We start from the raw sequence: 23,629 nt of genomic DNA on the forward strand, positions 1-23,629 counted from the left end.
ACGCTCCTCGTAATTATTGTACAACACGACTTTGATTATCTATTAATTTGCGTTAAAAATACAAAATACGAATACTTTTGGAGGCTATCTTATCTGTGGACGGTTTTATGGTATAAAAAACATGCAACGAGGTGATCTTTCTCTACTTCTTCTAATTTCGGTCTGAGACGATTGCACTCTTTTAACCTCAGGTGGCATCGATCAAAAAAAGGGCATCCAGCAGGTGAATTAATCAAGGAGGGGACCTCACTCGCATCTAATTCGAAATTCATTTTTTTTGCAGGATCCGGTATTGGTACCGAATTGAAAAGTAATTCTGTGTATGGATGGAGCATGTTATTGATTACCAGATCAGTCTTACCCATTTCAACTATTTGACCAAGATACATTACAGCTACTCTATCACTTAAAAATTTAATAACCGAAAGATCGTGAGATATAAACATATATGTCAATTTTAAATCTTTTTTCAGTTTTTTCAGAAGATTGATGATCTGTGCCTGCACAGAGACATCGAGTGCGGACGTGGGTTCATCGAGTACAATAAATTTTGGTCTGGTGATTATCGCACGTGCAATTGCTATTCGCTGCCTTTGACCACCGGAAAATTCGTGTGGGAACCTGTTCATGTGCTCTTTTTTTAACCCCACACTTTCAAGTGTGCGAACTATTGTTTTTTTCTCCTCGCTTTTTGGAACTGTTTTATGAATTCTGATCGGACGGGCAAGTGTTTCATAAACAGTCATTCTTGGGTTAAGCGACGAAAATGGATCTTGAAAGACTATTTGAATATTTCTCCTGTATTTCTGGAAATCTTTTTCGGGTATATCTGTTACATCGTTGCCATCAAAAAAAATTTTACCACCATCTGGTTTTTGAAGCTTTATAACAGTTCTTCCGAGCGTCGTTTTACCACATCCTGATTCACCAACTACCCCGAGTGTTTCGCCTTCTCTAAGAGAAAAAGAAACTTCATCAAGGGGTTTAATTTGAAAATACTTACCAAAAAACCCTTTTTTCACCGAAAAAGTTTTGACTAATTTTTCTACTTTCAGGATCTCCAATTTTCATCACCACCATCATATGGATTGAAGCAAGCAACTTTGTGGTCAAAACCCGTTAATTCTGGTACATGTTCATCACACAGACCTTTTATAACTCTCCCACATCGCGGATGAAAACGACAGCCCACTGGTGGATCTATTAAATCAGGAACTGTACCTTCAATTGCTTTAAGTGTTTCCAGCTTGTTTTCGACAGATGGAATAGCATTTAAAAGCCCTCTGGTGTAGGGGTGTAAAGGTCTGTTGAATATTTCGTACACATTGCCGGACTCTACTGTATATCCTGAATACATGACTACCACTCTATCGCAAATTTGTGCAACAATACCCAGGCTGTGTGTGATGATTAAAATGCTTAATCCAAGCTCTTTGTTCATCTTCTTGAGCAGCCCAAGAATTTGCGCTTGAATAGTAACATCCAAAGCAGTAGTTGCCTCATCTGCAATTAGCAGTTTTGGATTACACACCAGTGCCATCGCGATCATTACTCTTTGCCTCATTCCTCCAGAAAGTTGGTGTGGGTATTTGATCATTAAAGATTCAGGGTCCTGCATTTTAACCAGTTTAAAGGTTTCGATTGCCTTTTTGAAAGCCTCTTCTTTACGAATTTGCATATGAGCCATTATTACATCGCAAATTTGTTCTCCAATTGTGAAAGTTGGATTCAATGAAGTCATTGGCTCCTGAAAAATCATGGCTATTTTTTTGCCTCTTATATTGCTCATAGCTTCTTCTGAAAGATTGTCAATTTTTTGTCCATCGAACCAGATTTCTCCGTTAAGATACCTGGCAGGAGGCGATGGTATCAATTTCAATATACTCATCGCTGTAACAGATTTTCCGCTCCCAGTTTCACCTACTATTCCAACAATTTCCCCTGTATTGATAGTTAAATTAACATCTTCTATAGCCTTTACAACACCTTCTTCAGTGTTGAAGTAAAGTTTAAGGTTTTCTATCTTAAGTAATTCATTCATTTTACTACTCACCTGTCCTTTAAACGAGGGTTAAGAGCGTCATTGAGCCCATCACCAAAAAGATTAAAACCCATAACTGTCAGAAAAAGCGCCAGACCAGGGAATATACCAAGATGAGGGGCTATCTCTATGTAGACTCTTGCCATCGCAAGGTCAGTTCCCCACTCGGCTTCAGGGGGTTTAACACCCAATCCAAGAAAACTTAATCCAGATATTGTCAGCACAGCTGTTGCCATTCTGAGTGTTGCTTGAATTATTATTGGTGTTATTGCATTTGGAACCACGTATCTTATCATTATTGAAATATTAGATTCGCCGATAGCTTTTGCTGCTTCAACATATTCGCTATTTTTAACGCTCAAAACTGATGCCCTCATGACTCTTGCAAACTGTGGAAAAGAATAAATAGCGATAGCCATAATAAGATTAGATTTTCCTGGTCCTAATGCTGCAACAATCGCTATTGCGAGCAGTATATCCGGAAATGCCATCAATATATCCAGAAATCTCATCAATACCTCATCAATCGTTCCTCCAAAATAACCTGCAAATGTTCCAGCAGTTGTTCCTATGAAAATAGCAATCAAAACTGCAAAAAAAGATATTGAAATAGAAGTTCTTGCACCGTAAATAACTCTACTCAATACATCTCTTCCAAAAATATCTGTACCGAAAACATGCTTTAAAGAAGGTCTCTGGAGACTTGAAAGTAAATCCTGTTTATAAGGATCGTAAGGAGCTATTAATGGTGCAATTATCGAAACAGTTATCATCAATATTACTATAAACATTCCAAAAAGAGCTCCTTTGTTTTTACTTATTCTTTTGAACATGACTAATGAACTTTTTTTTGGCATACTTACCCCCGCCTCAATCTTGGATCTACAAATACATAAAGAATGTCAACAATCAGGTTAACCAGAACAAAAGAAACTGCTATAATCATTATTCCGACCTGAACAGCAATATAATCTCTGCTGAAAATTGAATCCACGATATATTTGCCAAGTCCAGGCCAGCCGAACACACTCTCTGTAAGAACAGCCCCGCCAAGAAGATAACCAAATTGCAATCCTATGACTGTGATAACCGGTACAAGAGCATTTTTGAGAGTGTATTTGTATACGATTTTTCTCTCAGGCAGCCCAAAAGCTCTGGCGGTTCTCACATAATCTTGATTGAGAACTTCAAGCATACTCGCACGTGTCATTCGAGCTATTACTGCAGATGTTGCTAAGCCGAGAGTTATAGCAGGCAAAATAATGTGCTGTATACCTCCTTTTCCTCCAGAAGGAAGCCATTTAAGCACGACCGAAAAAATTATTATCAAGAGAATACCGAGCCAGAAAATAGGCATTGAAACACCTGTTAGTGAGAAGATCATTGCAAAATTATCTACCCAGGTATTACGTTTTACAGCAGAGATTATTCCAAGAAAGATACCTGCTAAAGATGAAATAACAATACTCACAGCTGCAAGTTGAACAGTATTTGAAAATCGCGGCAAAATTTCTCCAAAGATAGGTTTTTCAGTCTTAATTGACCTAAGGTCATTTATCAAAACTCCCCTCATAAATCTGATGTACTGTTCGATCAATGGCTTATCCAAACCATATTTTGTACGTATTACCTCTATATCTTCTTTCGTTGCTCCTTCACCAGCTATTATGCGTGCAGGATCACCAGGAATCATGTGCATTATGGAAAATGATATCAATGAAACTCCAATGATCACCGGTATAAGTAAAAGCAATCTACGACTAACAAATTTAATCATTTGAGACACCCCGCAGGTAAATGGGGTGTGATAACATCACACCCCTTGAAAACTATTTTTCAATCCACGCATAAGTCATATTAAAACGTTCTGTAGGATAAATTTTGAGACCTCTGATTTCTTTTCTTGATACTGTCGCAATTTTCATTTCGTAAAGAAATAACCACGGTGCATCCTGAAGGATTATTTTTTGCGCTTCGGCATAATATTCCATTAATTTCTCTTCATTAAGTTCTTTGCCTATTTTATCGATGAGATCATCAACTTCCGGGTTTCTGTAGAAGAAATTATTATACCTTGCTGTACCTTCAGGATTTCCCATTTGGTTAACAGAGTGAAAGAGTGGAAACAGTACCCAGTGACCTTCGGCAGTTCCTGGTGCCCAGCCAAGCAGGAACATTTGATAATCCCAATCTTCAGGCTTGTTTGAAAGTATCTTTGCTACATAGGTCCCCCATTCCATAGGTTTTACATCTAAGTCTATCCCCACTTCACTCAACATCCCCTGTATAGCCACGGCGGTTTCGTAGTCGTTCAAATACCTTCCTTTGGGTGTGATTAATTCCAGTTTTAGATTCTCGTATCCTGCTTCTTTCAGAAGTTGTCTGGCTTTTTGAGGGTTATATGGATAACCGCCAGTTGAAGTATAACCATAGGTGATACTCGACAGAGGAGAATCTGATGGACGCGCCATTCCTCTCATTATGATACTGCACAGTTTTTCTTTATCCACAGCGTAATTTAATGCTTGTCTGACTCTAACATCGTTCAGAGGTGGAACTAAACTGTTCAACCCTATGTAAATTACTCTTACCGTGGGTATCGTTATTACATTAAGTTTAGGATCTTTTTCGAGTGCAGGAACCAGAGCTGGAGGTGGATTATACATAACATCAGCATCACCTGCTCTAACCTGCGTAACTCGCGAAATGTCCTCAGAAACGATAGAGAAAACAAGACTATCAAGATATGGTAATCCTTCGCGCCAGTAATTGGGATTCTTAACGAGTTCTACTTTTTCCCCAGCTTTCCAGCTTTTAAACATAAAAGGTCCTGTGCCAATTGGATTTTTACCAAATAATGCTGGATCTGATCCAAATTCGTCGATGGCTTTGGGAGAAATTATCCATGCGGCAGAAGATGTAGCTAATCGATACAATATCGGCGGATATGGTCTGAACAGGATGATTTTTACGGTGTAATCGTCAACTACCTGCACTTCTTTAATGATACCTTTGAACATACCAACATTTCTCAGAGAAGAACCAAGGACGTAATCAAAATGTTTCTTGACGGCATAAGCGTTGAAAATTTCACCATCGTGGAATTTTACACCTTTTCTAAGGAAAAACACGTAGGCGGTCCCGTTTTCTTGAATTTCCCATCTTTCGGCAAGAGATGGAATAATTTTGAGATTCTCATCTACGTCTATTAACCCTTCAAAAATGTGACTGGCAACTATGTTACTTACTGAATCTGGAATATTTGGACCAAGCAAAGTTGTGATGTCAACCCCGATGAGGAATCTCAACGTTCCACCAAGATTTGCCGCGAAAAAGGACGTAAAAAGAAGTAAAATGCACCAGGAAACGGTTTTTCTCAATAAATTCACCCCCTTTTGGTATATTTAGCCAAAATTCTATCATGGCAAAATTATCTTGTCAAGCTTTTTTACTAAATGTGTAGAAATAATAAACATCGAAGAGGAATATTCAGGGAAAATGGGGAGTTTCGATGGGCAAAAATGGTTGAAGTGTGGCTAAGTTTCCATCCCTCTAAGGTTCGATTGAAACCTTGACTATCTCATCTGCGTTCGGTATACCTGGAGTTAGTTTCCATCCCTCTAAGGTTCGATTGAAACTCGCCTTGCATACACTGGGACGGATTGGAAAACTTTGTTTCCATCCCTCTAAGGTTCGATTGAAACCAGTTCAGAAGCTTCAAGAGCAATATCAAACTGCTGTGTTTCCATCCCTCTAAGGTTCGATTGAAACAAGATTTGAAAAAGTTGAGGGATGGTATTGTGTTCATGTTTCCATCCCTCTAAGGTTCGATTGAAACGTTTCCGTATTTGTTTGTGTCTGTGTCTGGACTTGTTGTTTCCATCCCTCTAAGGTTCGATTGAAACTAGTGGTATCAAAATTTGTTTATATCACCCAGACAGGTTTCCATCCCTCTAAGGTTCGATTGAAACGGCGGATAACTCAATAAATTTTGAGGAGGTTTTCATAGTTTCCATCCCTCTAAGGTTCGATTGAAACTGTGGTGGTATAGTGTGGTTAGACGGGAAGGTATACAGTTTCCATCCCTCTAAGGTTCGATTGAAACCACGCAAGAAGCCTTTGTGTCCTTCGTTGCTGCGATGTTTCCATCCCTCTAAGGTTCGATTGAAACTCATAAGATGTTGGTGTGCTTATCTCATTGAGTATTGTGTTTCCATCCCTCTAAGGTTCGATTGAAACCTGATATGAGCATTGCTATTCCCAACACAACCACAAGTTTCCATCCCTCTAAGGTTCGATTGAAACAACTGCAAAATCTGGGAGAATTAAATTGTTTTCTCCGTTTCCATCCCTCTAAGGTTCGATTGAAACTTGTGCTTCTTAAGAATCTCCCTGGCCTGCTCTGGGGGTTTCCATCCCTCTAAGGTTCGATTGAAACTGAAAGAACAAAGAGAATATTTAGCTGAAAAATATCCGTTTCCATCCCTCTAAGGTTCGATTGAAACCAGTATAACCAAGTGCTGAATCATACCCACCAGCATGTTTCCATCCCTCTAAGGTTCGATTGAAACATAATCTGCGAGAACTTCCTAAGCTTTTTCCTAAGTTGTTTCCATCCCTCTAAGGTTCGATTGAAACAGGTTAAGCACAAATTTGGTTCCAAACGAGGTGCAAGTTTCCATCCCTCTAAGGTTCGATTGAAACATTGCCTGCTCAAAGGCTTCGTGCGGGCTCATCTCTGTTTCCATCCCTCTAAGGTTCGATTGAAACAGAAGAAAACCATACGATGACAAAAAGATCGATGCACGTTTCCATCCCTCTAAGGTTCGATTGAAACGATGCTGACAAACATCTATACATAACAGTAGCCGAGGTTTCCATCCCTCTAAGGTTCGATTGAAACCGCTTCTTCTTCAAAACATGTCTCAACAATTTGCTGTTTCCATCCCTCTAAGGTTCGATTGAAACTTAACAATATCATCCGAGCTAAATATTCCGAATACTGTTTCCATCCCTCTAAGGTTCGATTGAAACGGCGACTTACTTCGTTCTGCTTGGAGACATTCTCGAGTTTCCATCCCTCTAAGGTTCGATTGAAACTCCGTAAGCTGTCGCGAATTCGTTGTAGTATGCTTGTTTCCATCCCTCTAAGGTTCGATTGAAACGGGAATCGTAGTGCTTGTGTTGCACCATTATATGTGTGGTTTCCATCCCTCTAAGGTTCGATTGAAACCAACTTGATTCAATTGAGATGATCGCGAACACGTCCGTTTCCATCCCTCTAAGGTTCGATTGAAACTGTTACATTTGCATATGGTAGTTATTGGGACTTTGGTGTTTCCATCCCTCTAAGGTTCGATTGAAACCGCCTGCTGAAGTGTCTCATATTTTTGCTGTAGCTCTGTTTCCATCCCTCTAAGGTTCGATTGAAACTGTCGTTGAGGCCTCGAATTTGAACAGAACACCGTTGTTTCCATCCCTCTAAGGTTCGATTGAAACTTCCACTATATCCTTCAATTCATTCAAATCATCGATGGTTTCCATCCCTCTAAGGTTCGATTGAAACAAGCGTTTGAATTTTTGAATCCAGATCTTGGAGACTGTTTCCATCCCTCTAAGGTTCGATTGAAACGGATTTTCGCTATTGGATAGTTTGACTCCAGAACAGGTTTCCATCCCTCTAAGGTTCGATTGAAACTTGGATATTTGAATGAAGTATCGCTAATATTTGGAAGTTTCCATCCCTCTAAGGTTCGATTGAAACTAGACGCGTCCCAAGCAATGGACTTTCTCCAACTTGGTTTCCATCCCTCTAAGGTTCGATTGAAACGACTTCGATTGTGAAATTCACACCATTAATGGGTTGTTTCCATCCCTCTAAGGTTCGATTGAAACCAAAAGAGGGAAAAACTGGATGGCAGTAATTACAGCGTTTCCATCCCTCTAAGGTTCGATTGAAACTTCAATCACCAGGCGGAATTAACTTCCGAGGAAGCTGTTTCCATCCCTCTAAGGTTCGATTGAAACCCGGCATTGGCCTTTTGGCAAGTGTATACGAAAGGATGTTTCCATCCCTCTAAGGTTCGATTGAAACCGTTCTACTCAGGCTATCGCGATCTTGCACAATCTTGTTTCCATCCCTCTAAGGTTCGATTGAAACGCCGTTGGAGCAACGATACCGATACTTTGAGCAAGCTCTGTTTCCATCCCTCTAAGGTTCGATTGAAACTCAGAAATTTCATCAGCAAGAGCATCAATAGACGTTGTTTCCATCCCTCTAAGGTTCGATTGAAACTCGCTTGATATTGCTCTTGATATTGATCTTGTGTTTGGTTTCCATCCCTCTAAGGTTCGATTGAAACTTCCAAATGCGATCGTGAGTGCTCCAATTGTTGCTGGTTTCCATCCCTCTAAGGTTCGATTGAAACCCATAAGATACTGAACAAATAATAATCCCCAGAAACAGATTTGTCAATAAATATTATACTATATGGCATGCAAGAATATATAAAGGCGAGCATTAAAAGCGGGAAAATTTATAAAGGCACATAGTAAAAAATGTACGGGGAAAAATTACTTATTGGAGGTTCTGGAAAAAAGGGCGATTTTGGGGGTGTTTGTTAACAAATCTTAGAAATTCAAGTGAAATGTCACAAGGTTATTGAATACAATCTTAATAAAAATTATTCAATCCACAAATTGCTATTCTATATAATAATTCACAAGGTTAGAATTATTTAATTTATAAATCTATCAATCACTTCTCTTAAGTAATTCTCGTCTATTATGCCAGGTTTTTCATGTATTTGTTTCTTCACTTTTGCAAAATGATGAATTAATAAGTGTTAAGTTTAATCAAAAAATCATCAGTTCCTGGCTTCTTTGAAAACCAGTATATTCGTCATACCAATAATTGAGGTTATCTTTTGTAACGACCAAAAAACCATTTTCTATCAACAGAGCTCCTCTTAGATCTTCGCTTTTCAACGGTACATCTATCGTATAGAGAGACATCTGTCTTATTAATTCTGAAATCTGTGCCAGTTTTTCAAATTTTTCCATTTTGCTGTTCAGGGTCTCATTTAATTTTTTTCTCAAAAATTGCGCATATTCATCATATTCTATAAACACCGGGACTGTATCATATCTTTTTTCTATCAATTTGAATTTTGAGGATATTTCTTCAAATTTTAATAGCCGAAGTTGTTCTGTTAGATTTTCACGATCAGTATTTCCCCTTTCTTTAACCATATTGAAGTATCTTGAGACGATCTCTGGGAATTCTTTTTCCTCGAATTCTTTTTTTGATGAGAGCAATTCCCTTGTCATATCAAGTAGAAAATGATCGTACACATATGAAGAAAAGCTTCTATTTCTTTCTTTGTCAATGACACGATAAATGTGTGCGGATGAAATAGGAGTTTCGAAGTTCCTGTTGCATCTTCCTGCTACTTGAATAACGCTGTCTATCGGGCCTTCATCTCTTATAATTTTATTGAAAGAAAGATCCACACCGGCTTCTATTACCTGAGTACTTATGCATATTATTCCTTGATTTTTCAATTTCTTAAGTCCGCTGACTCTTTCTAATCTTTGCTTGGGAATAACGTTTGAAGATAGATAAACTAATTTGCTTATATCAATGGTTGATCTCAGATGATTAAAAAGCTCTTTAGATTGTCTTATTGTGTTCACAACAACAAGTAACCTTTGATTTTTTTCCAAACACTTGTTTGCTTCTTCTTCCACTTGTTTCATGAAAGATGGGTAATCTATTTCTCCACAATAATGAATTCTGGTTCTGTTGAGTTTTGAATTGTAATTTTTATTTATGAGCTCTCTGGTTTTTGTTATGATCATAGGTTGGGTAGCAGTAGAGAATATTATTTTGGTGCCAAATTCGCTGAGGCAACTTAGAATATCAGCCAGAGGATTCCAGTATTTGTGAGGAATCGATTGAACTTCGTCAAGTATTATCGTCGCGTTGAGAAGTTTATAGAAAAACGGCACTCTTTTACTTGTTAGAAGTGATTCGAATAAACCTACAAAGGTTGTGACTACTATCTGAGAATGCCAGCTTTCTATCAGAACCTTCTGAATAGCTTTTTCGCCGTATATGTCTTCTTCGTATTTTGGATTAGCCAGATGATGATAAGGTAGTATTGTACTTGCATCAAATTCTGTATCTTGCATTATTTTCTGAAAAGTTTCCACAGTCTGGTCTATTATGTTTATGAATGGTAAAGCATAGACAATTAGAGATTCATCTGATAAAGATAAAGCTACTTTCAGGTTAGCCAGAGTTTTTCCAAGACCAGTAGGAGCTGTGATTGAGTATATTTTTGAATCATCTAAATATTTGAGCGAGTTGTCCAGATCAATGTGAAATTCCTTTCTCAGAGAATAAAGTGGATTATCTTCTGGTATTGCGTGCATGTATTTTCTCAAGTTTTCAAGCGTCAATCGAGTTTTTAAAATTAAGGGAGTATCATGCAATGCAGCATCTTCATGATCTGAAGAAACCAGGATGGAAAGCAGCGTATGTACAAAAAGATAATCTTTCAGTGAAAAAGGTCGGAAAAAATTGAGCTTTGCTACGTCTTTTTCTAATTTACCGTAAATTTCACTAATTTTTGGAGTTACCTGAGTATTCAATTTTGATTCAACCCAGTCAATGAACTCTTTTGGAATAGAACTCATCTGTTTTTCAAGAGCCTCGAGGTTTTCTCCAAAAGCCTGAAAATCTTTCATTGATTCATGATGACATCTTACGACGAAATATGCAAATGATGCATACTTCGGTTCAAATCCTGTATTTTTTGCTATGTGGTAGGTAATGATTGAAGAAAGGGGGGCATGACTTACATGCACCCCTTTTTTCGAAGATGTTATATATTTTTGGAATCCTGAAGATGCTTTGGCAAAGTCGTGGCAAAGAGCACATATCTCGATTAGTTTTATAGCATCTTTCTCAGTTATACCAAAATTGTTCCATTTGATTGAATTTGCTTTTTCCAGAGCTCTTTTTTTAACTCCATTAATATGGTCCAGCAACAATCTTTCCGGGTGTGACTTTAATCCATCCAGCATATGTTTTCATCAAGCTCCTCTATTCTGAAAATGTTTGGATGCTTGATAACCTCCAGAGGCCTGGCATTCTTTTCGACCCAGTATGATGCGAAAGCAACAGGGTGCCTTTCATCGTCCATGTTAAGGACCATTTGTTCTCTAAGTAAAATAGAATTTTCTTGCGGCTGAATACGAATTCCATCGGTAATTTTTAGAACCGAATGCACCACCACTGGAGGAAAAACTGATTTTGCCTCGAAAACGCCAACGTGGCTGATTTTTGCTATAAATTGAGCCTGACCAAGATATGGAGTGAAAACACATGTGTTATTTTCGAGATGGTTTCTCAATTGGTCGAATTGTGAAAATTCAGAAACGTAGATTCTATAAACAGGTTCTTTGATCAATTCAAGTATAATCTGTGTTCTCTGATTTTTGCCTGATTTTGTTTCAGCATAATTAACACCCATCGTTGTTTTTCTGATAGGAACGAGTACTCTAAGGGCTATGTGAGCATTATCGAAAATTCTCAAGTGTTTACTGAATTGAGTAGCCTCATTTTGTATACCCATGATAGCTCCAAGCAAACCGCATATAGATGTCCTTGGAGGAAAGTTATAGGATGTTGAACTACTTGTTGTGTAATTTCTCCTGAAAAGCGCATATTTACCCTTTACATCGAAAACAATTACCTTCATTGTAGTGCCACTGCCCTTAATCCAAGATTGTCAAGCTCGTTTTTCAAGATTATATCTTCGCCGTTTTTCACCAGTTTCAACCTTCCATCTTCTTTGTATTCAATGTGGTCTATTTTTTCTTTATTTTGACTTAGTTTTGTGAGTAATTCTGATATATCAAGTTTGATTTGAGCAGTATCTCTTATACTCTTTTCTTCGATATCACTCAACAACTTTATGTAGGAATCAAGTTCGCCTATGTGATAATTGATACCTTCTTTATAAACAACTCTTAGCAGTAATCTTGGGTTGTGTTCCATTTTTGAGCGGGTTATAAGATTTTTAGTTCCATTCCACATTGCGTTGAGAAGCTTTTTAATATCTTCTTCAGTTAATTTTGTTATTTTCGCGGCGTTTTCATTCGCTATCCCATAAAAGCATATGAGGGCGTACGGAATCAGGTATTCTTCTCTGAAACTTCTCTGCTGGGCCTGCTCTCCGCTTGTAAAAGCAGCTGTACCCTGCTGAAAAACGACTTTTACTGCGTGTAATGATGTGCCGGGTCTGAATTGAACAGGGCCTGTGAAAGATGTGTCGGCCTGTTTTGATATGGGTATAACTGCCCCAAAAAGCCTGACATCGATGCACTTCAGTGCGTCTGTTTTATCCTTTATACCAAGTTCTCCGCGCCTTTTATCTGGATTAACTGATTCACCCGATACCCATATGATTTCTCCATTTTCTTGCAATTCATCTCTGATTGTTCTTTTTAGCCGGACGTCACTTACTATGCACTTTTCCGTTTCCTCGTCTATCCTTGGCTTGTTCTCGTCGAGTGGATCTCCATTTGGGTTTGCCCATTTGACATCATATAAAAACAGTATTTCAGATCTGCTGTTCATATTCTTCAACCTCCTCGTATTTTTTGAAAGGTTCTTTTCCTGCATACGCCAGACCAAGTGTAAAGATGAAATTTAGCTCATCAATAGTTGTATTAGATTTTGAAGATTGCAGATAATATTCCGCCGCTGTTTTTAGTAGCTCATCACTTTTTTTCCCGTAAGCATCATATTGCTGAAGTTTGTTTCTAATATCGGCCAGAAGTCCCATGACATCTTGCATATTCATCTTCAATCCTTTGAATTTTTTAAAAAATGGCGTTGCTTGCCTTTTAGCATACTGGACAGATAACACTTTACCTGCCAGAACGCCTGTCAAGAACACAGCCTTTTTCCATGGTAGATTGAAAAACTCCGGATAACTGTTGAAAAACTGATCAATTTCACTACTGCTCACGATGTATTCCCCCCTTCGCAAATTCAACACATTTATTTGGTTCAGATGCAGGATAGCGGCAAAGCTGACGTATGTCAATTTTCTCCACCATGCACCTTCGGTTATAGCAGATTTTCTTATTTTCCTCATGAAATACCACAAAAGCCTGGAATAGCTGTATGGCTCTTCCTGAAAAATACTTTTCACAAGTGCAAGATAATCTTTTCTCGACTTATCACTACCCGATGGTTTTTCGTAAAGTTTCCACAACATTCCAAGAGAAGGTTCTGGAAGGTCATCGATCTTAATTCTTCGTTTTGAGTCATCAATAGATTGAACAATTTTTTTCAATCTTGTTGGAGAGATTTCTGTCAAATGAAGTTCTATTCTCTGTTGATTTTGGTTTAATTCCATGAAAAGAAAGTCATAATGCACGGTCGATTTTTCTTCGGATAAAACGAGCTCTATTTCACGTTCGGAGTTTGCAAAATCTTTCAATTTTTTAGATGTATCTGCTATTCTCTGGATTACATTCTTGAGGATCTCTTCGCTATTTTCTTCAATAATCGATGGAATCACCCAGAGAGGGTTTTGGTTTTTCAGAAAGTTGAATGACAATTCCTGAATAACCTTGTTTGCACCATTTTGAAGCTGAGATTTGCACTCATCGCATATCGGTAGTACTTTTATTGAATCATCTTTTTTCAAACTTGGGCAGAAACCGGGCTTGTCAAATGTGGCAAATTTGAAAACTTCATTTACCGTTGCTGAAACAATCTTCTTTCTTCCACAAAATGTGCATATACCCTCTTCGCCACCTTCGACCGATTTTTTCAGAATGTTGTCGATAAAGGCTTTTACAAATTCACCATGTTCAGAAGGAAAAAGTTCACTATCGTGCCTGAGAAGTTTGACAGTTAAATAAACGCCTTTAAGGTTTTTTTGATCAGTCAGAAGTTTTTCTACATCAAGCACGATACTTTCAAATTCGTCATTTATGCAATTTTCAAAATCTTTCAACATCGGGTGCTTGAAAAATGATTTGAGTTTGAGTATAGCTTTTTCAACACCTTTTCGGATTTTTTCAGAGCCATCTTCATTTTTAAAAGTTATGCTGACAGTTGGTGATTTTCCTGATACATTGCCTTTTTGGTCGTAGTAAAGAAGTTTTTGCAAATTTTCAGGAGGCTCGATGATATGTGAAGAAATGTACTGAACAGGTGGCCCAAGATCAAAGTAAAGCGCTACAAGCAAGTTTGACTTGAAAGTCTTGGCAAAATTTTCAAAAAGCTCTTCCTGCTGATAAAGTTTACCTATCTTGATAATCTTTGTGAGCACAAATACCCCCCCTAATAAATGATATCTACTGTTCCTTTTTCATTGCCGAGCGTTTTTAGATCAAAAAAAGATTTATTTTTTAGGATATAGATTCTTACGGAATCTTCTGATTTGTCAATGCTTCTTTCAAGCTCCAATTTAAGTTTTTCAAACTTTGCGATTGTTATCTCGCCTTCTAAAACTGAGTTTTGAACCCAGTTTAAATATTTCCTGCAGACTTTCAGAACTCTCGCCACTCGTTTTTCTCCCACATCATATGTGACTATGAGATACACAGTAAATCACCCAAGATAAGGACTGTAAGGTTCGTCTTCCAGAATGTGTTTTTCAATTTTATATGCTTCCGTTCTGATCAATGTTCTAAAAGATACTTTTCTTTTCAAACCTGAATGGTAAATGGTATCTTTAAGCTTTTCTTCAAAGGATTGAACAAATGTTCTTCGTGCATTTTCTTTTAGTGATATTCCGCCTGTTATTTCGTGAAAATCAGATTTTTTGATCTGCTTTCTATTTATCAGTGTAAAAATCAATCTGTCAACGATAATAGGTTTAAAGATTTCTGAAATATCAAGGTTCAAAGTGAATCTTCTGTCGTTTGTTGTGTGAAGGAAACCTATCCTGGGATCAAGATGGGTTTTATAAATCTCTGAGAGTGTCGTTGTGTAAAGAAGGCTGTTGCCGAAACTTACAAGAGCGTTTAATTCATTCTGAGGCGGTCTTTTGCTACGATCTTCAAAATGAAAATCACCCGATTTGACGAAATTGTCAAAACAATGATAGTAAATCTCCCGTGCATTCCCTTCTAAAGCCATTAATTGTTCAACAGAGATGCATTGTTTTAAATTTTTAATATGTGACTCAATCGCATTTATAGTATTTGAGAATCGGCCATTTTCGTTGTATTTCTTTATTGTGTTGATGATATTTTTTAAACTTCCTTCTACAAACAATCTTGCCAGCTCCAGCCTTTTAACTGAATTTAAATAAAATTCAGCTTGTCGGAGTATGATCATTCCACTGTTCAGGAATTCTCTTGGATAATAGCTTCCAACATAATAACCATAGCGGTTAAAAAAATGAACGATGATATTTTTCTGCGTTAGAAACTCGAGTAATCTTTTGTTAATGTCCACTTCTCCAAAAATTTTTATTTCTGATACGTTCTCGACAGGTATATGCTTTTTACCTGACTGAGTTTCGAGCATGATGGTATTTTCTTTACGCTTGAGAGTGCCATCTGAAAATATGTACACTGGTTCAGCCACGAATATCACCTCAGGACCAACAAAATTGTTCGTAGCCACATTTTGTGCAGAATGCATTTCTGATCTTTTGTGGTATCTTTGGGAGAGAAATCAATTTTTCTACATTTTCTATAGCCTGGTTCAGATCTTTTATCCCCTGATCGTCTAAATTGATATCTATTTGCTTTTTTTCTTTCGGAATCATTATTTTTCCGGCAGCGTGAACCCCCCGCTTTTTGAGCTCGCTTAGATAATACAAAAGTTGTAGCCGCGCTCCCTTCAAAAATTTGGAGGATTTTTTTATTTCACCGACAACAGTTACCTGCCCCTGGCTGTAGATCATATCAATCTTTATGCCAGGAAGTGCTATTTCCCTGATTTGATTTTTTCTATAACTTTCTGTGTGTATCAATCTTCCAATCTCTATAAAAGGATTGGATTGTTCAGGCTCTATTTGATGGGCTATGAGCCATGCTTCTCTTTCGCATACGGTAAAACTGAGTAATACGGTCCCGGTAATCATTTTCAACATTCCTTCGTTAAAAATTTAAATTGTTGTCATTTCTGCAGACTTTAACCATACCAAAACCAAGGCTATTCTTTTCACCAAAACCAGCTTCGTAACCAACTTTAATGAGACCAGGATCACCTGTGATTAAAAATGGAAAAACTGTACCACGCACAAAGGTATTTTTAATCTGTATTAATTTAGTTATTCTACCTTTTCTTTGAATGTAATTCCAATCAGGTTGTATATAAACTTTAGAGCTGATTTCTTTTCCAAAGAAAGCGGAGTACTTTTTAATCAAGTTGGCATTAATGGCGTTCTGGAAGAAATCATCTTCCGGCGTCAGGTATTTGTGAGAAAGTTTCCCTTGATTTTCCACAGGTATGCTGACAACCAGAGGGGAAATCAGGATGAATTTCATCTGGTCTGTTATTTTTGGTTCGTCAAGCACTCTGACTTGTAAAATATTGAATAATACTCCTTCGAGTTCGATAAAAGGGTTTTCGATAATTGAAGAAAAAAAGTTTCTGATGAAATCTTCACTGAGTGATGAAATGTACCATTTTCCTTTTCCTTCAGAGATTATTATGGAGCCATTTTTAACATGAGAGTTTTCAAAGAAGAGTTGCGAAAAAGTGAACATTCTGAAGCCATTGAATCCTTCTTCATGGAGAAAAGAAGCAAAATTCTCATCTGTATATTTAAGTCTCTTATATACAAAAGAGCACAACATATATTGATAATTGATAGGTATGAAACTGTTAGCTGTCTTGAAGACAATTTCCAGTCTCATTAAACCCCCCACAGCTTTCAATCACATTTTAAGTTTATCACAATTTTATGTATTTGTTTCACCTAATTTATGACAGAAGTTGCCCACTTTCATAAGTGGATGATGAATGTCGCCTGGCAATTCCTTCCCCTGTGGCATAGTCAGCATTATAAGGAAGGAGCTGAGGAAATACAATGAAGGAAGTTGCCTTGACCACGAAACCAGCACCTCTATAGGTGGGGGTAGTTCACCAGGTTTTTAGGATTCATTTTCCTCCAGAAGAATTCCGTACTGATTTGTGAAAAGTTCGTGGTAAAATCCTTTGCTTTGTAAGAGTTCTTCATGTTTGCCTATTTCCACAATTTCACCGCCTTTCATGACAATTATTAGATCTGCATTTTTAACAGTGTTTAGCCTGTGGGCTATAATGATACTTGTTCTTCCTTCCATGAGTTTCCACATAGCAGTCTGTATACTTTTTTCTGTTTTTGTATCTATATTGCTTGTGGCTTCGTCCAATATGAGTATCTTTGGATTCGCCAGAAAGACCCTGGTGATGGAAAGGAGCTGTCTCTGGCCCTGACTTAAATCTTCTCCGTTATCTGTGAGAATAGTGTTGTACCCGTGTGGAAGATGTTTTATAAAGTGATCAGCATGTGTCAATTTTGCAGCTTTTTCTATTTCATTATCGGTTGAATCTGGGTTTCCGTATCCTATGTTTTCTTTGACAGTTTTGGAAAAAAGTATAGTGTCCTGCAATACTATACCAATGATAGACCTGAGAGACACTCTTTTTATTTTCCTGATATCTACACCATCTATGAGTATCTGGCCCGCGTCTACATCGTAGAATCTCATCAGCAGATTTACTATAGTGGTTTTTCCGGAGCCAGTTGGACCAACCAGCGCTACTTTTTGTCCTGGTTTTATGTGAAAACTGACGTTTTTGAGGATAGGAACTTCTTTATCGTAAGAAAACCATACGTTTCTAAACTCTATTTCACCCTTTGCTTCGCTAATAATTACAGACTTTTCATCATCGTTTTCTTCCTCAACATCCATGATTTCGAATATTCTTTCCGCACTTGCAAGAGCCATTTGTATCATATTGAACTGATTTGAGAGTTCATTCAATGGTCTGGTAAATTGGCGTGAATAGCCTATAAACGTGGCAATTGTCCCAACTGTAACTATACCTTTCAGGGCAAACCATCCACCAAAGCCACTGACCATCGCGAATCCCAGGTTGTTTATCATGTTCATAATAGGGCCAAGTATTCCTGAAAAAATCTGTGCTTTTACCCCTATTTCTCTCAAATTTTCGTTTGATTTATTGAATTTCTCTAACTCTTTTTCCTCGCGCGTGAATATTTTTATCACAGAAAGACCTGATATATCCTCTTCTATTATGCCATTGAGCTCTCCAAGCACACGCTGATTCTCATAAAAATACCTTCGTGTTCTCTGAGATATAATCCGGGTTGCCAGAAGGGTCAGGGGAATCACAGAAAAAGTGACCAGAGAAAGCAGTATATTAACCTTAAGCATCATAAATGCAGCTCCGGCAAGTGTGATGATTCCTGAAAAAGTTTGAGTGATGCTGTTTGCAAGCACGTTGTTTATATTGTCTGTATCATTTACAATTCTGCTGATGACATCTCCATGAGATGTCTTATCGAAGAAACCTATTGGAATTCTTTGGAGTTTTTCAAACAACTCTTTTCTCAAATCGAAGACAATTTCCTGCGAAAGCTTAAGCATGATCTTACCCTGAATCCAGAAAGATAAAGAAATAATGGCATAAAAGCTGCCCAGAATTAGCAAGTACCTGAAAAGTTTTTCGAAAGCCATTGGAATAAATACCTCGTCAATAATTTTTCCTATAAGATAAGGAGTTACGACATTCATCAATGAGGATAAAACTACAAAAAGAAATACCACTATTAATAGGATTGTATGAGGTTTCAAATAATTTAGAAATCGCTTTAAAGTACCTCTCGGGTTTTTTAAATCAGGCTTATTCACCGGTATTTCATGTGGTGGTCTTCTCACTATTTCAGGCATCGTTAATCATTCCATTTCCAAGTTGAGATTCATATATTTCTCGATACGCTCTGCAATTTCTAAGTAAATCCTCGTGAGTACCAAAACCAACCATTTTTCCTTCCTGAAGGGTTAGTATTCTATCTGCAAGCAGTGCCGTCGAAATTTTCTGAGTTATGATGAATGTTGTACACCCTTTTGTATATTCTCTCAATCCTTCCAGGATTTTTCTCTCAGTTATGGGATCAACAGAGCTTGTGCAATCGTCCAGTATTAGTATTTTCGGCTTTCTCACCAGCGCGCGGGCTATGGAAAGCCTCTGCTTTTGACCTCCGGAGAAATTCCTTCCACCTCTTTCAACATATGAATCGTACCCCTGCGGCAAATTGATGATAAAATCATGTATCTGAGCTATTTTAGCTGCTTTGATTACTTCTTCGTCTGTTGCGTCTTCCTTTCCCCATTTTAAATTTTCTTTCACAGTTCCTGAGAACAGATTCGTTTCCTGAGGAACTGCGGCTATGTATTTTCTGAGATTCTGCAATTTTAATACTCTCACGTCGGAATCATCAATCTTAACATCGCCAGAGGTGACATCAATCAACCTCGGTATAAGGTTCATGAGTGTGGTTTTACCAGATCCTGTCTCTCCCAAGATTGCTATAACTTCTCCCGATTTTACAGAAAAGTTCACGTTTTTGAGAACGGGGCTGGTGTCTCCAGAGTATCTGAATTCAACGTCTTCGAAATCTACTCTTCCTTTTATTTCAGGAACATATAAGGCATTTTGAAGTTCATGAATTGCCGGTTGTTCATCCAGTACTCCTAACACTCTTTTGGCAGAAGCGCCTGCTCTCACAACAAAATTGAGAATATTTCCTATCATCATGAGAGAAAACATGATCTGCATCAGATAGTTTGTATAAGCTATGATGTTGCCAACTTCCATCTGGTTTTTCTTAACCAGAACTCCTCCAAACCAGAGAACTCCAATTGTTCCTGCATTTACTATGAAGATGAAAACAGGAAGAGCAAAAACTATAAGAGAGAAAGCTTTAATCATAGAATTTTTCAGCAATTCATTGTTTTTGTGAAAATTTTCCTTTTCATATTCTTCCCTTCTAAAAGCTCTAACTACTCTGACGCCCAGAAGATTTTCCCTTACCACGGCGTTCACTCTATCTACGCTGTCCTGGATTTTTCGAAACAGCAGGTCACCCTTTTTCGTGAGCCATAAGAAAAGAAAAATTATCGGAGGAATCAAAAAAATAAATATCGAAGAAAGATGTGCATTTATAGAAATTGCCATCAAAATACCACCAATGAAGAGAAGAGGTCCCCTGACAACTATTCTCAATAGCATCATGACCAGATTTTGAAGTTGTGTAACATCATTTGTGAGCCGCGTGATCAGCGAGGAAGTATGGAATTTATTCACATTAGTGATGGAAAAGCTCAGAACTTTTTTGAAAAGATTTCGTCTGAGATCGGCGCCAAAATTTTGACTGGCATGGCTGGCAAAGATAGTGCAACCGATACCACCAACGGCACCAATTAAAGCAACAAGAAGCATGAAAATTCCTGTTTTCCAGACAAGTTGTAAATTTCCCCGAGCTATGCCTTCATCGACAATACGGGCCAGAAGGGTTGGTTGTGCAAGATCACATATTACTTCTATAACCATGAAAAGAGGTGCTAACACAGTTGAAAGCCAGTAAGGTTTGAGATATCTCAAAAACACTTTCATAATGGATTCTCTCCTTGACTTTTAAGTGACATCTGAAGAATTTTAAAAGGTCCTTTATTCATTATAAAACCCGGTTTGCTTTTGAAAAAGCACTTAAAAGTTGAAAAATTGTTGATTTTTGTCGATAATATAAATGAGGTGAAAATTTATGCGTATAGGACCTGTTGATTCAACGGGCGTATCTTATGAATCTGCGTATGTACCACAGAAACATTCACAGACCCAGACTCAAATTCTTGACAAAGATCAAATGGTTCAGTTGTTGAGTTTTATGTTTTACCAGAAAAATGGCCTGGATGTGAAATTGGTAAGGATAGCCGGTGAGTTGTTCAGCAAATCTCAAATGAACATAACGGTGTGATTTATGATAAAGCTCGTTAAAAATGTGGAAGTATTCTCACCAAATTTTCTCGGTAAAAAAGATATACTCATCGCTGGCAGCAAGATTGTGGTGATTGAAGATTTCATAAATGTAGATTCTTTGCCAGTTGAAAAGATAGACGGTTCTGGTTTGATAGCAGTTCCAGGCTTTATAGATTCACATGTGCACATTGCTGGTGGTGGAGGCGAAGGAGGATTTAAGACCAGAACACCAGGGATTGTGTTTTCGGATCTTGTAAAAGCAGGTATAACCACTGTCGTTGGTTGTCTCGGTACAGATGGTGTAACAAGAAATTTGAAAGATCTATATGCAAAAGCGAAAAGCTTGGAAGAAGAAGGTATCAATACTTATATATATTCTGGTTCCTATAGAGTTCCGCTGATCACTTTCACAGGAAATCTTATAGAAGATTTTATATTGATAGATAAAGTTATAGGTGCTGGTGAGATAGCAGTATCCGATCACAGGTCGAGTCAGCCATCTGTAGATGAATTGAAGAGAATTGTCGCAGATGCGCGAGTGGGAGGAATTCTTTCAAACAAAGCAGGCATTGTGAACATACATGTTGGTGATGGCAAATCGATGCTTGATATATTGTATGAAGTTGTTGAAACCACAGAGATACCAGTTACGCAATTCTTACCAACGCATATAAACAGAAACAAAAAGCTCTTTGAAGAAGGATTAAATTATGCCAAAATTGGTGGGTTCGTTGATTTCACAACAAGTGTGGGGGATCTGCTTGAAGAAGATCTTCAAGCGTGGAAAGCCGTTAAAATTTATATAGAGAACGGTTTTGAGAATCAGGTTACAATGAGTTCAGATGGGCAGGGCAGCTTACCAAAATTTAATGAAAAAGGGCAATTCATTGGGCTTGGGATCGGGAAAGTTTCATCTGTTATGGAGCAATTCAAATCTGCCGTGAAAAATGGTGTTCCTTTTGAAAAAATTCTCAAAGCTATTACACAAAATCCCGCAAAAATCCTTAAACTTTCATCAAAAGGTGTAATAGCTCCAGGAAAAGATGCAGATATATTGTTGTTCAACAGTGATCTGAACTTAGATAGCGTTCTTTGTATGGGAAAATTGTTGATGTCAAAAGAACAAATCCTTGTAAAAGGAACTTTCGAATAAGATCCTTCCTGTTTTAAAGATTATGATCTTTATTACAATGCTTGTAATTCCGATTTTAATTGGATATAAGTTATCTATCTTAGAAAAATTGTGATATATTCGATTGGGGGTGTATGCCTTCTATTACAGGTGTCCGAACTGCGGGCAAATTTATTATTCTGCAACAGAATTAAGTGATGATAAATTAACATGCGAAAAATGTGGTACAAAGATAGTGCCTCTCAGCCCGCAGGAAGTGAAAGATTTGTTGAACAGGAAAAAAGAACCAAAATGAATTACACATTCGCTAACAGAATATCAGGCCTTCTTATGATCTGCCCATCTATTTCAAATTCGATAAAGGGCCAATTGCTTGTTTGCGGATAACTTATTATCTCTAAGCCTTTTTCTGTTATTAAAACTGTATCTTCAGATTTGGTTCCGGTGATTGTTGGATTCCATGCAACTGCATTTCCAAAACAAAGTGTATAATCTGTCCATTCCTTGGCTATTATTTCTCGGGCATTGTAACCGGTTATTCCTCCTTGATGATGCAACATCCATTCATATGGTCTTCCAATTTCAGCATAAGCTTTCCTGATTTTATCCAAGACCTGATTTAATTTAACTCCAGGTTTTGAATTTGTTATAGCAACAGCGTCCACGTAACAATTTTGCTTGTGTTGTTCGATCACGTTTGTATCTTTTTTAAACAGGACGGATCTTGTTAACGAAATCACCAGGCCTCGTTTCCGAGCGCAGATACTCACGAAAACTTTGTCGCCAAGTTTAACATTTCTGGATAAATTGTGCCTGTACAATTTTGCGCTCTCTTCTCCACTGACCATGACAAAAATAGGCTCTATTCCTTTTTCGATAAGGGCACTGGCCACCATTCCCTGGACTTCAATTTCTCTCATCTCGGGGTTAATTTTTGCCATAACATGGTTAACCGATTCATCGCAAAGTTTTCCAAGAGTTCTGTAGGTGTTCAGCTCAAATTCAGTAAGCACATACCGATATTGATCCAGCATGTCTTTCACACAGATTGTTTCAAATCGTCCTGTATCCGAGGCAAACTTTTTTCCAGATACGAATGGTTTCAAAACATCTGTCATATCTTTGGACCAGATATATTCGGCAAACTCAACTTCCGGCAGCAGATCATCGTGAAATTCTTCTTTTCGGAGTCTTTCTTTTTCTATGTTATTAGTAAGTATATAAATATTTTCTTCAGTCAAAAGCACATGAGCATCACCTGTTTCACTGTTCAAAGTTATGTGGTTTCGTGCTCCAAAAGTAAACCAGGAAAAATTATCGCATCTGCTTAAAATAAGACCATCAAAATCATTTTCTTTAATGAAATTTCTGAGAAGCTCAACCCTCTGCCTGAAAAGTTCTTTCAATTTCACTAGCATCA

The 23,629-nt window shown here is 37.7% G+C and carries 18 protein-coding genes and 1 CRISPR repeat array; of the genes, 2 read left to right on the plus strand and 16 right to left on the minus strand.

Annotation, left to right across the window (positions count from 1 at the left end; all coding sequences use genetic code 11):
- Positions 1 to 89 precede the first annotated feature (89 nt).
- The 15 genes from TLET_RS01020 to TLET_RS01090 form a co-directional block, all read right to left on the minus strand.
- Positions 90 to 1,064 carry an ABC transporter ATP-binding protein gene (locus TLET_RS01020; RefSeq protein ID WP_012002249.1) on the minus strand — a complete coding sequence of 325 codons (975 nt, stop codon included), beginning with the start codon at positions 1,062 to 1,064 and terminating at the stop codon, positions 90 to 92.
- Entirely contained in the window at positions 1,052 to 2,041 is a 990-nt protein-coding gene (locus TLET_RS01025; RefSeq protein WP_012002250.1) for an ABC transporter ATP-binding protein, read from the minus strand. Before TLET_RS01025 ends, TLET_RS01020 begins: the two co-directional genes overlap by 13 nt.
- 8 nt (positions 2,042 to 2,049) lie before the next feature.
- Positions 2,050 to 2,898: an ABC transporter permease gene (locus TLET_RS01030; RefSeq protein WP_012002251.1), complete on the minus strand. Its 849-nt coding sequence runs from the start codon at positions 2,896 to 2,898 to the stop codon at positions 2,050 to 2,052.
- A 2-nt stretch (positions 2,899 to 2,900) separates the two neighbouring features.
- Positions 2,901 to 3,818, minus strand: coding sequence for an ABC transporter permease (locus tag TLET_RS01035; RefSeq protein ID WP_012002252.1), 918 nt, complete (start codon positions 3,816 to 3,818; stop codon positions 2,901 to 2,903).
- A gap of 52 nt (positions 3,819 to 3,870) precedes the next feature.
- Positions 3,871 to 5,421, minus strand: a complete 1,551-nt coding sequence (locus TLET_RS01040; protein WP_012002253.1) for a glutathione ABC transporter substrate-binding protein — start codon at positions 5,419 to 5,421, stop codon at positions 3,871 to 3,873.
- A 160-nt stretch (positions 5,422 to 5,581) separates the two neighbouring features.
- Positions 5,582 to 8,469: direct repeats of the CRISPR family, unit length 30 nt; unit sequence GTTTCCATCCCTCTAAGGTTCGATTGAAAC.
- A gap of 427 nt (positions 8,470 to 8,896) precedes the next feature.
- On the minus strand, positions 8,897 to 11,131 hold the full coding sequence (locus TLET_RS01045) for a CRISPR-associated helicase/endonuclease Cas3 (protein WP_012002254.1): 2,235 nt from the start codon (positions 11,129 to 11,131) through the stop codon (positions 8,897 to 8,899).
- The gene (cas5b, locus tag TLET_RS01050; RefSeq protein WP_012002255.1) at positions 11,116 to 11,808 is read right to left on the minus strand and encodes a type I-B CRISPR-associated protein Cas5b; all 693 of its coding nucleotides are present in this window, start codon (positions 11,806 to 11,808) and stop codon (positions 11,116 to 11,118) included. Before cas5b ends, TLET_RS01045 begins: the two co-directional genes overlap by 16 nt.
- Positions 11,805 to 12,689 carry a type I-B CRISPR-associated protein Cas7/Csh2 gene (cas7b, locus tag TLET_RS01055; RefSeq protein ID WP_012002256.1) on the minus strand — a complete coding sequence of 295 codons (885 nt, stop codon included), beginning with the start codon at positions 12,687 to 12,689 and terminating at the stop codon, positions 11,805 to 11,807. The genes cas5b and cas7b overlap by 4 nt, the downstream gene beginning before the upstream one ends.
- Complete coding sequence (locus TLET_RS01060; RefSeq protein ID WP_012002257.1) at positions 12,673 to 14,400, minus strand: TIGR02556 family CRISPR-associated protein; 1,728 nt, start codon at positions 14,398 to 14,400, stop codon at positions 12,673 to 12,675. Before TLET_RS01060 ends, cas7b begins: the two co-directional genes overlap by 17 nt.
- 11 nt (positions 14,401 to 14,411) lie before the next feature.
- The gene (gene cas2 / locus TLET_RS01065) at positions 14,412 to 14,675 is read right to left on the minus strand and encodes a CRISPR-associated endonuclease Cas2 (RefSeq protein WP_012002258.1); all 264 of its coding nucleotides are present in this window, start codon (positions 14,673 to 14,675) and stop codon (positions 14,412 to 14,414) included.
- A gap of 6 nt (positions 14,676 to 14,681) precedes the next feature.
- Positions 14,682 to 15,665, minus strand: a complete 984-nt coding sequence (gene cas1b, locus TLET_RS01070) for a type I-B CRISPR-associated endonuclease Cas1b (RefSeq protein ID WP_012002259.1) — start codon at positions 15,663 to 15,665, stop codon at positions 14,682 to 14,684.
- A gap of 10 nt (positions 15,666 to 15,675) precedes the next feature.
- Positions 15,676 to 16,176, minus strand: a complete 501-nt coding sequence (gene cas4 / locus TLET_RS01075; RefSeq protein WP_228369024.1) for a CRISPR-associated protein Cas4 — start codon at positions 16,174 to 16,176, stop codon at positions 15,676 to 15,678.
- A gap of 7 nt (positions 16,177 to 16,183) precedes the next feature.
- Complete coding sequence (gene cas6, locus TLET_RS01080; protein ID WP_012002261.1) at positions 16,184 to 16,945, minus strand: CRISPR-associated endoribonuclease Cas6; 762 nt, start codon at positions 16,943 to 16,945, stop codon at positions 16,184 to 16,186.
- Between the two features lie 237 nt (positions 16,946 to 17,182).
- Positions 17,183 to 18,988 carry an ABC transporter ATP-binding protein gene (locus TLET_RS01085; RefSeq protein ID WP_012002262.1) on the minus strand — a complete coding sequence of 602 codons (1,806 nt, stop codon included), beginning with the start codon at positions 18,986 to 18,988 and terminating at the stop codon, positions 17,183 to 17,185.
- The gene (locus TLET_RS01090) at positions 18,981 to 20,714 is read right to left on the minus strand and encodes an ABC transporter ATP-binding protein (protein WP_012002263.1); all 1,734 of its coding nucleotides are present in this window, start codon (positions 20,712 to 20,714) and stop codon (positions 18,981 to 18,983) included. The genes TLET_RS01085 and TLET_RS01090 overlap by 8 nt, the downstream gene beginning before the upstream one ends.
- A 148-nt stretch (positions 20,715 to 20,862) precedes the next feature.
- On the opposite strand from TLET_RS01090, the gene TLET_RS01095 reads away from it, so the two are divergent.
- Together TLET_RS01095 and iadA are read left to right on the plus strand one after the other, a co-directional pair.
- Positions 20,863 to 21,075 carry a hypothetical protein gene (locus tag TLET_RS01095; protein WP_028843527.1) on the plus strand — a complete coding sequence of 71 codons (213 nt, stop codon included), beginning with the start codon at positions 20,863 to 20,865 and terminating at the stop codon, positions 21,073 to 21,075.
- 3 nt (positions 21,076 to 21,078) lie between these two features.
- Positions 21,079 to 22,230 (plus strand): beta-aspartyl-peptidase, encoded by a 1,152-nt coding sequence (iadA, locus tag TLET_RS01100; RefSeq protein ID WP_012002264.1) that lies wholly within the window; start codon positions 21,079 to 21,081, stop codon positions 22,228 to 22,230.
- A gap of 275 nt (positions 22,231 to 22,505) precedes the next feature.
- Here iadA and TLET_RS01105 read toward each other — a convergent pair whose 3' ends face one another.
- Positions 22,506 to 23,621 (minus strand): M24 family metallopeptidase, encoded by a 1,116-nt coding sequence (locus TLET_RS01105; RefSeq protein WP_012002265.1) that lies wholly within the window; start codon positions 23,619 to 23,621, stop codon positions 22,506 to 22,508.
- Between the last annotated feature and the right edge of the window lie 8 nt (positions 23,622 to 23,629).

This window comes from Pseudothermotoga lettingae TMO (assembly GCF_000017865.1).
GTDB lineage: Bacteria > Thermotogota > Thermotogae > Thermotogales > DSM-5069 > Pseudothermotoga_B > Pseudothermotoga_B elfii.

Excerpts from the sequence above, each read along its gene's own strand:
- TLET_RS01090 (WP_012002263.1), bottom strand. The coding sequence starts at position 20,714 with ATGAAAGTGTTTTTGAGATATCTCAAACCTTACTGGCTTTCAACTGTG.
- iadA (WP_012002264.1), top strand. The coding sequence starts at position 21,079 with ATGATAAAGCTCGTTAAAAATGTGGAAGTATTCTCACCAAATTTTCTC.
- TLET_RS01030 (WP_012002251.1), bottom strand. The coding sequence starts at position 2,898 with ATGCCAAAAAAAAGTTCATTAGTCATGTTCAAAAGAATAAGTAAAAAC.
- TLET_RS01035 (WP_012002252.1), bottom strand. The coding sequence starts at position 3,818 with ATGATTAAATTTGTTAGTCGTAGATTGCTTTTACTTATACCGGTGATC.
- TLET_RS01085 (WP_012002262.1), bottom strand. The coding sequence starts at position 18,988 with ATGCCTGAAATAGTGAGAAGACCACCACATGAAATACCGGTGAATAAG.
- cas6 (WP_012002261.1), bottom strand. The coding sequence starts at position 16,945 with ATGAGACTGGAAATTGTCTTCAAGACAGCTAACAGTTTCATACCTATC.
- TLET_RS01095 (WP_028843527.1), top strand. The coding sequence starts at position 20,863 with ATGCGTATAGGACCTGTTGATTCAACGGGCGTATCTTATGAATCTGCG.
- cas5b (WP_012002255.1), bottom strand. The coding sequence starts at position 11,808 with ATGAAGGTAATTGTTTTCGATGTAAAGGGTAAATATGCGCTTTTCAGG.
- cas7b (WP_012002256.1), bottom strand. The coding sequence starts at position 12,689 with ATGAACAGCAGATCTGAAATACTGTTTTTATATGATGTCAAATGGGCA.
- TLET_RS01025 (WP_012002250.1), bottom strand. The coding sequence starts at position 2,041 with ATGAATGAATTACTTAAGATAGAAAACCTTAAACTTTACTTCAACACT.
- cas4 (WP_228369024.1), bottom strand. The coding sequence starts at position 16,176 with ATGTTGAAAATGATTACCGGGACCGTATTACTCAGTTTTACCGTATGC.
- TLET_RS01045 (WP_012002254.1), bottom strand. The coding sequence starts at position 11,131 with ATGCTGGATGGATTAAAGTCACACCCGGAAAGATTGTTGCTGGACCAT.